Below are 13,658 nucleotides of genomic sequence, written 5' to 3'. Positions count from 1 at the left end.
TCTGGTGCGCTTACTGTTTCCGGGCGCTCAGCACCCGGACGATCATCGGCTGGCGGGTCGAATGCTCCCGCACATCGGTGAATCCGGCGGCTTCGAGGAGGCGTGTCAGATGCGCCCGGCTGCGCGGCCGGCCGCTGCCCATGGCCAGCAGATAAAAGCCGAAATAGGCGTCGCCCACGGGCTCGGCACCGGGGGTTTCGGCCATCGGCTCGGCGATCAACAGGGTGCCACCGGACGCCAAAGCGTCGTGGGCGCGACTCAGCAGCGCGCGCACCACCGGTTCGTCATGGTCGTGGACGATGCGCACCAACGAAATGAGGTCGGCGCCGGCCGGCAGCGCGTCGACGGTGAAGTCGCCGCCCACCGCGTCCGCCCGGCGCGCCAACCCGGCACGGTCGAGCGCCGCCTGCGCGCGCTCGGCCACCGCCGGCAGGTCGAACACGGTCAGGCGCAGCGCCGGCGCGACGGCCGAGACGCCGGCGACGAAGCGCGCGTCGCCGCCGCCCACATCGAGCAGATGGCGGTGCCGGCGGAACGGATAGGCGGCGACCACCTCGTCGACCACCATGGCCTGCGACGCGGCCATCAGGGCGCTATAGGCGTCGACCGCGTCGGCGCCGATCGCCGCCCCCGGCACATCGGCGTCGCCGGCCGCCCGGCCGGCATAAGCCCAATAGGCGCCGAGCCGGGTCTGCCCGGCCTCGCCTTTCAACAGCGGCACCGGGTCGGCCAGATCGTCATAGAGCAGATGGTGGTGGGCGATCATCGCCCGGATGCCGGGGTCGCCGTGAACCGCCGCGCCGAGCACGCCGAGGCCGTAGCGCCCGCCCGGCCGACGGTCGACCAGGCGCAGGCTGACCGCCGCAGCCAGCAGACGATCGGCACCGCTTTCGGGCAGGCCGGTCAGCGCGCCGATCTCGGCGGCCGTGCGGGGGCGTTCGGCCAGGAGCGCGAACACGTCGAGTCGCACGCAGGTGGCCAGCACCTGGGAATAGACGAAGCCGGCGCACAGGTCGAACAAGGCGCGGGCGTTGCGCCGCGCCATCGGTCGGGTCAGGGGGAAAGACGCCGCGGCATTGCGGAACGTCCGGCTGGCCACCAGCCGGTCGCGCAACCGCCACAACCATGCCCGCAGCCGCACGCCCCGGCCCGCCACACCGGGCGCGGCGCCAAAGGCGCGTTCCGGGGCGGCGTCGCCAACCGGCGCAGGCGCGCCATCGGCTTTGCCGGTGCCCTGGTTGCCGTCGCGCATGGTTTAATCTCTCGGCTTTCGTCTCGGGATCGGATCGACGCCCGCGGGTCAGTCGGCCAGCGCCCAGATGGCTTTGGGCAGAAATGCCTGGGCCTGCTGTTCGACCGACGCCACCAGGGCGGTGCGCCCGGGACAGGCCGGGATCTCGGCGGTCGCGCCGTCGACGAGTCGCGTCAGGCGCTGCACCGCACCGCGCAGGCCCAGCGTCATCGCCGCATTGGGCCGGCCGAGCGCACCGTCCTGGCCCACGGGCTTGCCCTCGTCTTCGGCATTGCCGGCCACGTCGCGGATATCGTCGGCGACCTGATAGGCCTCGCCCAACCGCTCGCCAAAGCCGCGCCAGGCCTCGTGATTGGCCTGGCCGGCGGCCGCAGCACCGGCCACCGTGGCGCCGGCGAACAGCGACCCGGTCTTGGCCTGCTGATAGGCCGACAATTCGGCGCGCGGCTCGCATTCCCACGCCTGGCCGGCGGCGATGCCCATGGGCGCGCCCACCGACTGCGCCAACACCGCCATCAGCGGGCCGGCGCGCTCGGGCGTCTCGGCCGCCGCCACGCCGTGGGCCACGGCGTCGAACGCCATGACGATGAGCGCGTCACCGGCCAACACCGCCAAGCGCTCGCCGAACTTTTTGTGCACGCTGGGCTTGCCCCGGCGCATGTCGGCATTGTCGAAACAGGGCAGGTCGTCGTGGATCAACGACGCGCAGTGCAGGAGCTCGATCCCGGCAGCCGCTCCATCGACCGCCGGCGACAAGGGCTCGCCACAGGCCGCCGCCACCGCCAGGGTCAGCTTGGGCCGGATGCGCGCGCCGCCGGGCATGACCGCATGGCGCATGGCCGCCGCCAGAAGCGGCGGCGAACCGGGCCCTTCGCCGCGGTCCAAAGCCTGTGCCAGGGTCCGTTCGATACGGGTCGATGGGTCCATGATGCCTTCCCCCATGATGCCTTAGCCCGGTCGCGCCATCGCTAATGTCAGGCCGGAGTGTCACATATCAGTGTCAACTTGTATAGACATTCCGACCTGTCCAGGCAATCTGACAGTGGCGCCATCACCGGCCGCGAGCCGGTCCAGGCCGCCACGCCCGGCCGTCGCCGCGCCCCGAGCGACCCCGACCGGCCCCGCCGGCCCCCGTTCGGGCAGCAGCCGCCAGACCTTTTCGCTGCCACGATCCGCCGCTAGGCTGGCGGGGCCGACAAATCCCCCCCCGGTCCGAGGAGACTGCGTCCATGCGCTTGGTGGCCATCTTATTGTGTCTGTTGACGGTCGCGCCGATGGCCCGGGCGGTCGAGTTCGACGGCGCGTTCACCCAAGGCGGGCTGGTGCGCGGCAAGGCCAGCCCGGGCGCGCGGGTGACCCTGGACGGGCAGACGCTCAAGGTCTCGGCGGACGGTGATTTCGTGTTCGGCTTCGGGCGCGACGAGACCGGCCCGGTGACGCTGACGGTGACGCGCCCCGACGGCACCGACCTCGCCTATCGCTTCGCCGTGGCGCCGCGCGACTACAACATCCAGCGCATCGACGGGCTCGATGAAGACAAGGTCACGCCGCCGCCCGAATACTATGCCCGGCGCAAGCGCGAGACCGGCCGGGTGGCCGCCGCGCGCGGCTACCGCACCGACGCCCTCGACTGGACCGGCGGGTTCGACTGGCCGGCCGCCGGGCGCATCTCGGGCGTCTACGGCTCGCAGCGCATCCTCAACGGCAAGCCGCGCTGGCCGCACTATGGCGTCGACGTGGCCGCCCCGGCGGGCACGCCGGTGGCAGCGCCGGCGGCGGGCGTGGTGCGGCTGGCCGACTCGGACTTTCTGCTCGAAGGCGGCATCGTGATCATCGACCACGGCTTCGGCGTCACCTCGACCCTGTTCCACCTGCAACGGGTCGACGTGGCCGAGGGCGAACGGGTGGCGCGCGGCCAGACCATCGGCGCCATGGGCGCCACCGGCCGTGCCACCGGCGCCCATGTGGACTGGCGCATCAACTGGGGCCGCGTGCGGCTCGACCCGCAACTGATCGCCGGCCCGCTGCCCGATCAGCCAACGACGCCCCACCAACAAGCCGCCGAGTGACGCGCCAGCGGCCTTAGTCGGCGGCCTCAGTCGAGGGCGTGTTCGGGGCGGCGGCGGGCGCGCCAGGGCTGGGAGATGTCTTCGAGCACCAGCTCAAAGCCGTCCACGGTGAGTTCGATCGCGGCACCGCCGGCGAACACGAAGGTCAATGTTTCCGGGCCGCCCTCGCGCACCTCGGCGCGAATCGCCAACAGGTCGAGCACGGTTTCGTGCTGGTCGAGCGACAGGTTCTGCACCCGCGCCGCCTGGACGAAGTCGGCGTGGACACCGGCGCGCACCCGTTCGCCCCGGCGCCGGCGGCGGCCGTCGCGGCCTTCCCACCGATAGCGGTTGACCACGCAGGCGAAGCGCCGCTCGCCCGGGCGATAGGTCATGTCGCCCACCTTGACGGTGGCGTCCTGCAACAAGGCCGAGACGACCTCCACATCCTCGGTGGTCCGCGCGACCAGTTTGAGCGGTTTCTTTGCCATCGCTGTCTCTGTTTTTGTTCTCACCGGATTGTCGTTACGCCTGCCGGCCCATGGCCCCTTTCCCCGCGAGCGGCCGGGCCGCTTCAGGCCGCCGCGAGCGACTGCGCCGCCTCAGGCCGGGACGCGCTCTAGGCCGGGACGCGCTCGATGTCGGCGCCGGCGCCGGCCAGTTTCATCTCCAGACGCTCATAGCCCCGGTCCAGATGATACAGCCGATTGATCTCGGTCTCACCCTCGGCGGCCAACCCCGCCAGCACCAGCGACATGGACGCGCGCAGGTCGGTGGCCATCACCGGCGCGCCGATCAGCCGCTCGACCCCGGTGACCCGGGCGGTGCCGCCGTCGATGTGGATGCGCGCGCCAAGCCGCAACAGCTCCGACACGTGCATGAACCGATTCTCGAAGATCGTCTCGCTCAAGGTGGCGGTCCCCTGGGCCAGGGTCATCAATGCCATGGCCTGGGCCTGCATGTCGGTGGCGAAGCCCGGAAACGGCGCGGTCTCCACGTCGACGGCGCGGATCGGCCCGGCCACCCGGCGCACCCGCAGGCCGTCGGAGCTCGCCACCACCTCAGCCCCGGCGGCGCGCAAATAGTCGACCGTCGCCGCCATCAGGTCGGCGCGCGCGCCCACCAGGTCCACATCGCCGCCGGTGATCGCCGCGGCCATGGCATAAGATCCGGCCTCGATCCGGTCGGGCAGCACCGCGTGGGTCGCCGCGCCGAGCGCGGCCACCCCTTGGACGCGAATGGCGGCGGTGCCGGCGCCGTCGATGTGCGCGCCCATGGCGGTCAGGCACTGGGCCAGGTCGACGATCTCGGGCTCGCGCGCGGCGTTTTCAATGACCGTTTCGCCGCGCGCCAGGCTCGCCGCCATCAGCGCGTTCTCGGTCGCCCCCACCGACACCTTGGGAAACACGATCCGGCCGCCGACCAGCCCGCGCGGGGCCGAGGCATGCACATAGCCGGTCTCAAGCGCGATCTCGGCGCCCATGGCGCGCATGGCGTCCAGGTGCAGGTCGATGGGCCGGGTGCCGATGGCACAGCCCCCGGGCAGCGACACGATCGCCTCGCCGCAGCGCGCCAGCAACGGCCCCAACACCAGCACCGAGGCGCGCATCCGCCGCACCATATCATAGGGTGCCACGGTGTCGGCGATGGTCGCCGCGTCGAGCACCATGGTGCGGCCGGCCGGCTGGCCCGCGCCGCCGCCGGCGCCGCCATTGCCGCCCTCAAGCATCACCGACACGCCCAGATGGTTGAGCAGGTCGGCCATGGTGGTGATGTCGGCCAGGCGCGGCAGATTGGTCAGGCGCAGCGGCCGGTCGGTCAGCAGGGCGGCGGCCATCAACGGCAGGGCAGCGTTCTTGGCGCCCGAAATGGCGATGCGCCCGGCCAGCGGCCGGCCACCGCGGATCAGCAGTTTTTCCATGCCCCTCCCTTCAAGGCGTCTGGTCTCGTCCCACGCCCCGGCTTAGGCGGCGAATGCGTCAAAGCCTGGGCAGGGTGACCCCGGTCTGGCCCTGATACTTGCCCAGGCGGTCGGCATAGCTCACCTCGCAGCGCTCATTGCCTTGCAGGAACAGGAACTGACACGCCCCTTCATTGGCGTAGATCTTCGCCGGCAGCGGCGTGGTGTTGGAAAATTCCAGCGTCACATGCCCCTCCCACCCGGGTTCGAGCGGCGTCACATTGACGATGATGCCACAGCGCGCATAGGTGGACTTGCCGAGGCAGATCACCAGCACGTCGTCGGGCACGCGGAAATACTCCACCGTGCGGGCAAGCGCGAACGAATTGGGCGGGATGATGCACACGTCGCCGGGGCGGTCGACAAAGCCCTTGGGCGAGAAATCCTTGGGGTCGACCACCGCCGAGTCGACATTGGTGAACACCTTGAATTCGCCGGACACGCGGGCGTCATAGCCGTAGGAACTCAGGCCGTAGCTGATCGTGCCGTCGCGCTGTTGGGCGTCGACGAAGGGTTCGATCATACCGTCGGTGCGGGCCCGGTCCCGAATCCATCGGTCGGACATGATGGCCATGGCGGGCCTCCTTGGCTTGGGGGGCAGGGTCGTCACAAGAATACGCGCGGCAAGGCGGCGCAATGGCCCTTGTTAGAAGGCTCGGTGCGGCGCTTCAAGCGGTGCCTTGACGACCATCGCCGGGATCGTCCCCGGCCGCTACTGGCGGCGCCGGGTCGGCGGCGCGATCCTTGGCCCGGGCCTGGCGCTTGCGCCGTTGCAGGTTGGCGCGCAGGGCCTGCGCCAGACGCTCGTCGCGGTCATCGCGCCGGCCCGCAGCGGCGGGCTTGGAGGGGCGATCGGCGGTCATGGTACGGCTCCGCTGACTGGCTCGGGCGCGACCACATAGCATCCCTGACCGGCCCGGCGGAAGCCGGCACAGGCGGCCCGCGCCGCCGCCTCGTCGTCGAAACCGAAGACCCGCAGCCGGTAGAGCGCGGCACCGGCGCTGTCGGCGGACGCCACGGTCACGGTGCGGCCGGCCAACAGGTCGCCGTGCCGGTCGGTCAAGGCGTCGGCCTGGGCGCGGGCGCGCCCGCCATCGCTCATGGCGCCCAGTTGCACGCCCCAAGCGCCGGGCCGCGCCCGCTGCTCGGCGGCGCGCGCAGCCCGCCGGGACGGCGCCGGGCGGTCATCACCGGGCGACGCTGCCCCGGGCTCGGAGACGGTAGAGCCGGACGCGCCAGGCGCGGCAGCGGCGCGCGGCTCCACACGGCGCAAGGCCAGCGCGGGTTCAGCGTCAGGGCCAGACGCCATGCCAGACGCCACCATGCCCGGCGCCATGTCAGATCCGGGATCGGAAGCCGTCCCGGAGCCGGCGACCGGGCCGGTCGGTGGCGCGGCGACCCGCCCGGCGGCGAGCCAAGCGGTCAGGCGCGCCTGGGCGGCGCGCGCCTCGGCGGGTCCTAGTCTGGCGGTCATGGTCTCGACGCGGGCGGCGGCCCCCGGTGCCCGACCCGCCGCCGCAAGGTGCATCCAGGCCAGCGCGGCGCTGCGGTCGCGGGCCGCGCCGCGACCGTCCCACAGCGCCTCGGCGAGCGCCATCTGCGCCGGGCCGACGCCGCGTTCGGCCGCCAGGCGCCACCAGCCCACCGCCTCGCGCGCCGCAACCGACCCGCCGCCGGACCGCCCGGCCAACAACTGGGCATAGAGCGCCTGGCCCTTGGGGTGGCCCTGACCGGCGCTTTGCCGGGCCAGGGTCAACGCCTGCGCGTCATCCCGGGGCACGCCGCGCCCCAACCGGTAGGCCTGGGCCAGGTTCAGTTGCGCGCCGGGGTCGCCGGCCTCGGCCAGGGGTCGCCAGATCGCCACCGCCGCAGCGGCGTCGCCGGCGCGAAACAGCGCCACCCCGCGGGCCAGCCGTTCGGCCACGCCGGCCGCGCGCGGCGCCGGCAGATCGGCCGGCCCGTCGGCCAGGACCGTCGCCGCAACCGACCCGCGCTCCAGCGCACGCGGGGCCGGGTCCGTCCGCTGTTCATCAGCGCCCGACGCCGCCGCCGTTACCAGCAGCACCGCCAGGGCCGGACCGATCATGCCTGTCATGCTCACGACGCCGACCTCACCACCACACCGTTACCACGGGCGCACCGCGCGGCATGCCGCCGCAGGCCAGGGGCGCACCGCCCTTGAACCCCGCCCCGTATTGACCACTTATCAGAGGCGGACATTCGCCGAAAGTCGGGGATGTCCGGCTGCATTGCCGCGACCCTCGGGTGCGGCCAACGGAAACCGGGTTGCTTCGTAAAGGAGAACCACGTGTCGGGATCAGGTCTGACCAATAGTCCTTTTCTCTTGGGCTTCGACGAGTTGGAGCGGGTCATGGACGCCGTTGCCAAGTCCGGCAACAACGGCTACCCGCCCTATAACATCGAGGAACTGGACAGCCACCATCTGCGGATCTCGCTGGCGGTCGCCGGCTTTTCGCAGGACGAGCTCGATGTCACCGTCAAAGACAATCAACTCGTCATCCATGGCCGCCAGGACGACGACGACCAGCGCACCTATCTCTATCGGGGCATCGCGGCGCGCCAGTTTCAGCGCCGCTTCGTGCTCGCCGACGGGATCACCGTGACCGGCGCCCATATGGACAATGGGCTGCTGCACGTGGACCTCGCCCGGCCGGAACCCGAAAGCGTGGTGCGCAGCATCAAGATCGAGACGGCGCCGGCGGCGCCCCGATCCGTCGTCCCCCAGAGCCGTAGCCGTCAGGGCGATCCCAAACAGGAGGTATGAGTCATGTCCGATCAAACCGTCACGCGCCCCACCGGGCAATTGAGCCAGCAGGATTTCCGAGCGCTTGGCACGCCTAATCTGGTCTATATCCGCCCAGTGATCGACGACGACGGCAACCGCCAATTCTATGTCCACGCGGCCGACGGCGAAGCCTTGGGCGCAGCGGCGTCCTATGCACAAGCGGTAGCGGAAGCGCGCGTCCATGAACTGGAGCCGGTCAGCCTGCACTGAGCGCCGATCGCACCGCTGGCCGGGCCGGAAGCCCCGCCCTGACCATAGAGCGTTTCGCCATCGGGGAAATGCGCAGTCCGGGTCGGCTTGACCAAGCCCCCGCCACCGGGGCGCGGAGCGTCACCCAGGGCCACCGGCGGACGCGTCAAGCGGCGCCGACGCGCTCTTGCGTCAGGGCGGCATGCACGCCCTGACGCCCATCGGCGGCCCGCAGCGCCTCGCGCACATCGCCGGAGCGCAACTGGCGCGACACCTGGGCCAGCGCCTTGAGATGTTCGGCGCTGGCATCCTCGGGCGCCAACAACAGAAACACCAAATCCACCGGTTGATTATCGACGGCGTCGAAGGCAATCGGCTTTTTCAGCCGCGCGAAGGCGCCCGCCACCCGGTCGAGCCCGGCCATCTTGGCGTGCGGGATCGCCACGCCGTGACCGACGCCGGTGCTGCCCAGCCGCTCGCGCTTGAGCAGGGCGGTGACGACCGCGTCCTCATCCAGACCGGTCTTGCCGGCCGCCAGGGTCGCGATGTCCTGCAACGCCTGTTTTTTGCTCCGGGGCTCGGCCGACGCGATGATCGCGTCGGGCCCGATCAAGTCGGCCATATCCATGCGCGCGCCTCTGCGATCCTTCCGCCTTGCCGGCTGGTTCGATCCCTTGCGGCGCCCACATGCAGCCCCGGAGCGTCAGGCGGCTATTCCGCCGCCTTGCTCCGACTGTCCGCCGGCGCGGGATCGATCCAACCGATATTGCCGTCCTGACGACGATAGACCACGTTCACAGCCCCCGATCCGGGGTTCCGGAACACCAGCACCGGCAGGTCGCGCAGATCCATCATCATCACCGCGCTTTCAACACTGACCGTCGGCACTTCGGTTCGGGTCTCGGCGATCACCGCCGGGCCGCCATTGGCGTCGACGGCGTCCGAGTCGTCGTTATCGGCCTCGTCGCCTTCGGGTGCGAGCACATACGCCTGCGCTATCAGGGTTTCAACCCCTTCCCGACGGCTGAGCGCGGAGTGGTCCTTGAGCCGCCGCTTGTACCGGCGCAACTGCTTCTCGATCTTGTCGGCGACCCCGTCAAACGTGCCATAGACATCGCCACCTTCCGCGCGGGCCTGCAACACCGTGCCCTGGCTGGCATGAAGGGTACAGTCGGCACGGTACAGATGGGCCTGCTTGGACATGGTCACTTGGGCTTCGATGGCCCGGTCGAAATACTTTTCGACGATCGCGTTCAGCCGGTCGGTTATGTGGCTTCGGAACGCATCACCGATGTCCAGATGGCGTCCCGTTACGCTTATTTGCATGGCGATCCTCATGACGTTGGGGTACCAGGGCGACCGCTTCACAACCCGGCCGCCAACCCCGATGGTCGCCCTTTAAAAGGGTCGGGCGCAAGCCCAAAAGGCCGGCCCGCCCAAGTCACGAAGACAATCGCATGCGCTTCTGGCGGCGGCGTTCGACCGACGAACCGATTCTCATCGCTTCGCGATACTTGGCGACCGTTCGCCGCGCGATATCGATCCCTTCGCCGCGCAGGATCGCAACGATCTTGTCATCGGACAGGATCTTCTTCGGGTCTTCCTTGTCGACCAATTCGCGAATCCGATCGCGCACCGCCTCGGCCGAATGGCTGTCGTCGCCGCCGCCGGCGCCCCGGATCGCCGCGGTGAAGAAGTATTTAAGCTCGAACACGCCACGGTCGGTGGCGACAAATTTGTTGGAGGTGACCCGGCTGACCGTGCTTTCGTGCATGTCGATGGCCTCGGCCACATCGCGCAGGGTCAATGGCTTCAAGTGGCGCACGCCGTGGCGGAAAAAGCCTTCCTGGGTGCGCACCAGTTCGCTGACCACCTTCAGAATCGTGCGCTGGCGCTGGTCGAGGGCGCGCACCAGCCAGTTCGCGTTGCTCAGACATTCCGACAGGAACGCCTTGTCCTCCTTGGCGCCCGTGCGGGTCGACAGTTCGGCGTAATAGCTTTGGTTGACCAGCACCCGCGGCAGGGTGTCGGTGTTGAGTTCCACCAGCCAGCGCCCGCCGGGCCCGCGGCGCACGAACACGTCGGGCACCACCGGGTCGGCCGGCGCCTCGCCGAACGCCAGCCCCGGCTTGGGGTCGAGCGCGCGCAGCTCCAGGATCATCTCGGCCAGGTCTTCGTCGTCGACCCCGCAGGCGCGCTTGAGCCCGGCGCGGTCGTTGTTGGCCACCAGGTCGAGCCGGTCGAGCAGCGCCGCCATGCACGGGTCGAAGCGGTTGCGCTCGACCAGTTGCAAGCGCAGGCATTCGGGCAGGTCGCGCGCGAACACGCCGGCGGGGTCGAGGGTCTGAAGCCGCACCAGCACCGTCTCGACGGCCGCCGGCGCACAGCCGAGCCGGTCCGCCACCTCGTCCAGATCGACGCGCAGATAGCCGGCCTCGTCCACCAGGTCGATCAGATGGGCGGCGATCACCCGGTCGGCCGGGTCGGTGACCGCGATCGGCATCTGCTCGGCCAGATGCTCCTGCAAGCTCGGCGGCCGGGTCAGGGTCTGTTGCAGGTCGGGCAACTCGTCGCCACCGCCGCCACCGGGCGCCGACACGCCGAGGCCGACGCCGCCGTCAGCGCGGTCGGCGGGCGCGTCATGGTTGAAGACATTGTCCTCATAGTCGGCGTCGAGCGGCGCGTCATTGGCCTCGCGCGCGCCGTCGGCGAGCCCCTGGTCGGCGCTGGTGGCCGCGGGCTGCGCGTCGGTCCCTGGCCCGGCGGCGGGGTCGCTCGCGCCATCCGCCGCGCCGCCCGGACCGCCCGGGTCGGCGCCTGGGTCCGCGTTCGACCCGGCATCGTCGCCGCCCAGATCAAGCAGCGGGTTCTTCTCCGCTTCCTGGGCCACGAATTCGCCCAGCTCCAGGTTGGAATACTGCAACAGCTTGATCGCCTGCTGAAGCTGCGGCGTCAGCACCAATTGCTGCGACTGGCGCAGGTCGAGGCGCGGGCCTAGGGCCATCGGCGGCGCTCCGGCAAACGCGGCGAGAGGGGCGGCACGGGCTCTGCACTCATCGGGTGAACCGCTCGCCCAGATAGACGCGGCGCACCTCGGGGCTGGTCATCACGTCGTCGGCGCTGCCTTCGAGCAGGATACGCCCGTCGAACACGATATAGGCCCGGTCGATGATATCGAGGGTCTCGCGCACATTGTGGTCGGTGATCAGCACGCCGATGCCGCGATCCTTGAGATGGGCGGTCAGGTCGCGGATTTCGGCGATGGCGATCGGGTCGATGCCGGCGAACGGCTCGTCGAGCAGCACCACACGCGGGTTGGTGGCGAGCGCGCGGGCGATCTCGCAGCGCCGGCGTTCGCCGCCCGACAGCGCCAGGGCCGGCGTGCGGCGCAGATGGGCGATCGAGAATTCGTCGAGCAGATCGTTGAGCCGCGCCTCGCGCCGCTCGCGATTGGGTTCGACCATTTCCAGCGCAGCCCGGATATTGTCGCCGGTGGTCAGGCCGCGAAAGATCGAGGCTTCCTGCGGCAGATAGCCGATGCCGAGGCGCGCGCGGCGATAGAGCGGCAGCCGGGTGACGTCGCGCCCGTCCATCTCGATGCGCCCGGCATCGGGGCGCACCAGCCCGGTGATGGCATAGAAACAGGTGGTCTTGCCCGCCCCATTGGGGCCGAGCAGACCGATCACTTCGCCCTGCCGGCAACTCAGCGAAATGTCGCGCAGCACGGTCTTGTCGCCGAACGACTTGGCCAAGCCGGTGACCCGCAAGCCGGCGTCTTCGGGCGGCACGCGCCCATAGCCCGCGGCCTTGCCGGCGGGACGCGGCGACGCGCCGGCTCCGCCGGACGCGGAGACAGGCGAGGCGGCGGTGTCGGTCAAAGAGGTCAAGGGCACACGCCTTCTGCCAGAACCAACCGGCCACCACGACGCACCGGGCTTGCCACGCCCCATCAGGGGGTTGGCCCGATTCGTGCATAGCGGCAACGCCTCGTTCATACCGCGTGGGCCGGGCAGTGCCTAGAGCCTTTTTCGGCGGATCTTTGCTCGATCCTCGGCGGATCGGGGCGAGCGCGCGCCGGCGGTCGCGCTATTGCGGCGCGTCGGGAACGGCGAATTCGCCCGAAACGCCGGCGGCGTCGGCGCCTTCGAACTGCCACAGGCCGGTTTCCAGGTCGACCACCAGCCGGTCGGCGGTCAGCCGGTCGCCGGTTTCCTGGCTGAAGGTCACCGGCCCGCCCATGGTCACCCGACGCGCCGCCACGTCATAGATGGCCCAGGCACCGCGCGCCGCCCGCCGCGCCGAGCGAATCACCACATTGCCCCGGGCTTCGACCCGCTCGGCCTGGTCGGTATCGGCCGAAAACAGCGCGATCAGGCGGTCGGCATCCAGTTGCAACACGCCCTGGACGGCGCGCACGGCGCCCTCGAACACCACCTGATTCTCGCGCTGGCGAATTTCGGCCGAACGCGCTTCGATGTCGATCGGCTGGCTGGTGTCATGGTTGCGCAGGCTGTCGGGCACCGCCGCCGCCTCGCCGGATGCCGGCGGCGCGTCTTGCGCCGCCACCGGCGCCGCCGCGCCCCACAGCCCCCCACAACCGAGCAGCAACCACAGGAGCAGCGAAACGCGGGTCATGGTGTTCCATCCTCGGCGGGCACTTTGTCGTCGGCAGGCGTTTTGTCGTCGGTGGGGGCCTGGTCCTCGGGGCGGGTCTGATCCTCGGGGGCCGCTTGATCCCCGGGCGCCGGGCGGCTCACCTGATCGGGCAAGATGCGCATGGTCACGCCGCCGTCAAGGCGCAGCACCCGGTCCTCGGCGGTCAACACGGCCGCCCCGGCCTCGAACCGGCCCAGGCGCGAGCTGCCGGTGACCGGTCCCGCCGAGCGCGCGGTCTTGGCCGGCAGGTCGACGGTGGCGCCGGCGGTGTCGACGCGCATGCCATCGGTGGTGGTCAGGCGCACACCGCCCTCGGCGTCCAACACATGGTCGTCGAGCGCGTAGAGGCCGCGCGCGGCGTGCACACCGGCGGCATTGTCGTCGCTCAGGGTCATGCGCGCCTCCAGGCCCTCGATCAGCACGCGGCGCGCCGCCGGGGTGTTCTGCAACGCCTCGACGGCCTTGACCTCGAAGCGCTTGCCGGTGCGGTCGCGCCCGGCATAGCGCGCGCCGAGCACCCGGATGGTGTCGTCGCGCTTGACCAGCTCCTCGCGCGACAGGGTGAAGCTCGCCTCGCGCTCATTGACCAGCGGCCACAGCAAGGCCGCCGCACCGACCGCCAGCGCCGCCAGCGGCAATACCAGCCGCATGACCGCGACGAACCGGTCATAGGCGGTAGCGTCGCCGGCGCGGGCGAAATCGGCAAGCAGCGGGGCGAGGATCGGACGCATGGCGCGAACGGCGTCT

The 13,658-nt window shown here is 70.7% G+C and carries 16 protein-coding genes; 3 read left to right on the top strand and 13 right to left on the bottom strand.

Annotated elements, in window-relative coordinates; translation table 11 throughout:
* Window positions 1-10: 10 nt before the first annotated feature.
* Entirely contained in the window at window positions 11-1,252 is a 1,242-nt protein-coding gene (locus EV659_RS07015; RefSeq protein ID WP_132708162.1) for a methyltransferase, read from the bottom strand.
* 48 nt (window positions 1,253-1,300) lie between these two features.
* Window positions 1,301-2,179, bottom strand: coding sequence for a polyprenyl synthetase family protein (locus EV659_RS07010; protein WP_132708161.1), 879 nt, complete (start codon window positions 2,177-2,179; stop codon window positions 1,301-1,303).
* Between the two features lie 302 nt (window positions 2,180-2,481).
* On the opposite strand from EV659_RS07010, the gene EV659_RS07005 reads away from it, so the two are divergent.
* Window positions 2,482-3,321 carry a M23 family metallopeptidase gene (locus EV659_RS07005; protein WP_132708160.1) on the top strand — a complete coding sequence of 280 codons (840 nt, stop codon included), beginning with the start codon at window positions 2,482-2,484 and terminating at the stop codon, window positions 3,319-3,321.
* Window positions 3,322-3,347: 26 nt separating this feature from the next.
* Here the strand turns inward: EV659_RS07005 and EV659_RS07000 are convergent, their stop codons facing one another.
* The 5 genes from EV659_RS07000 to EV659_RS06980 form a co-directional block, all read right to left on the bottom strand.
* Window positions 3,348-3,791 carry a DUF2948 family protein gene (locus EV659_RS07000; protein ID WP_132708159.1) on the bottom strand — a complete coding sequence of 148 codons (444 nt, stop codon included), beginning with the start codon at window positions 3,789-3,791 and terminating at the stop codon, window positions 3,348-3,350.
* 128 nt (window positions 3,792-3,919) lie between these two features.
* Complete coding sequence (gene murA / locus EV659_RS06995; protein WP_132708158.1) at window positions 3,920-5,221, bottom strand: UDP-N-acetylglucosamine 1-carboxyvinyltransferase; 1,302 nt, start codon at window positions 5,219-5,221, stop codon at window positions 3,920-3,922.
* Between the two features lie 58 nt (window positions 5,222-5,279).
* Window positions 5,280-5,834, bottom strand: a complete 555-nt coding sequence (dcd, locus tag EV659_RS06990; RefSeq protein WP_132708157.1) for a dCTP deaminase — start codon at window positions 5,832-5,834, stop codon at window positions 5,280-5,282.
* Window positions 5,835-5,928: 94 nt separating this feature from the next.
* Window positions 5,929-6,123, bottom strand: coding sequence for a hypothetical protein (locus EV659_RS06985; RefSeq protein ID WP_132708156.1), 195 nt, complete (start codon window positions 6,121-6,123; stop codon window positions 5,929-5,931).
* On the bottom strand, window positions 6,120-7,355 hold the full coding sequence (locus tag EV659_RS06980; protein ID WP_132708155.1) for a tetratricopeptide repeat protein: 1,236 nt from the start codon (window positions 7,353-7,355) through the stop codon (window positions 6,120-6,122). Before EV659_RS06980 ends, EV659_RS06985 begins: the two co-directional genes overlap by 4 nt.
* A gap of 276 nt (window positions 7,356-7,631) precedes the next feature.
* Here EV659_RS06980 and EV659_RS06975 point away from each other — a divergent pair, with 276 nt between their 5' ends.
* Window positions 7,632-8,045, top strand: a complete 414-nt coding sequence (locus tag EV659_RS06975; protein ID WP_274600068.1) for an Hsp20 family protein — start codon at window positions 7,632-7,634, stop codon at window positions 8,043-8,045.
* A gap of 3 nt (window positions 8,046-8,048) precedes the next feature.
* Window positions 8,049-8,276, top strand: a complete 228-nt coding sequence (locus tag EV659_RS06970) for a DUF1150 family protein (protein WP_132708153.1) — start codon at window positions 8,049-8,051, stop codon at window positions 8,274-8,276.
* Window positions 8,277-8,421: 145 nt separating this feature from the next.
* Here EV659_RS06970 and ptsN read toward each other — a convergent pair whose 3' ends face one another.
* From ptsN to lptC, 6 genes are all read right to left on the bottom strand, one after another.
* On the bottom strand, window positions 8,422-8,883 hold the full coding sequence (ptsN, locus tag EV659_RS06965; protein WP_132708152.1) for a PTS IIA-like nitrogen regulatory protein PtsN: 462 nt from the start codon (window positions 8,881-8,883) through the stop codon (window positions 8,422-8,424).
* 83 nt (window positions 8,884-8,966) lie between these two features.
* Window positions 8,967-9,581: a ribosome hibernation-promoting factor, HPF/YfiA family gene (gene hpf / locus EV659_RS06960; RefSeq protein WP_132708151.1), complete on the bottom strand. Its 615-nt coding sequence runs from the start codon at window positions 9,579-9,581 to the stop codon at window positions 8,967-8,969.
* Between the two features lie 115 nt (window positions 9,582-9,696).
* Entirely contained in the window at window positions 9,697-11,259 is a 1,563-nt protein-coding gene (rpoN, locus tag EV659_RS06955) for an RNA polymerase factor sigma-54 (RefSeq protein WP_132708150.1), read from the bottom strand.
* Between the two features lie 49 nt (window positions 11,260-11,308).
* A complete protein-coding gene (gene lptB, locus EV659_RS06950) occupies window positions 11,309-12,133 on the bottom strand; it encodes an LPS export ABC transporter ATP-binding protein (protein ID WP_420877607.1) in 825 nt (274 codons plus the stop codon).
* A gap of 208 nt (window positions 12,134-12,341) precedes the next feature.
* Window positions 12,342-12,890 (bottom strand): LptA/OstA family protein, encoded by a 549-nt coding sequence (locus EV659_RS06945; protein WP_132708148.1) that lies wholly within the window; start codon window positions 12,888-12,890, stop codon window positions 12,342-12,344.
* Window positions 12,887-13,642, bottom strand: coding sequence for an LPS export ABC transporter periplasmic protein LptC (gene lptC, locus EV659_RS06940; RefSeq protein ID WP_132708147.1), 756 nt, complete (start codon window positions 13,640-13,642; stop codon window positions 12,887-12,889). The genes EV659_RS06945 and lptC overlap by 4 nt, the downstream gene beginning before the upstream one ends.
* Window positions 13,643-13,658: the final 16 nt, after the last annotated feature.

The sequence above is a fragment of the Rhodothalassium salexigens DSM 2132 genome, assembly GCF_004341375.1.
Lineage (GTDB): Bacteria > Pseudomonadota > Alphaproteobacteria > Sphingomonadales > Rhodothalassiaceae > Rhodothalassium > Rhodothalassium salexigens.
This window is presented reverse-complemented; position numbering and strand designations above follow the sequence as displayed.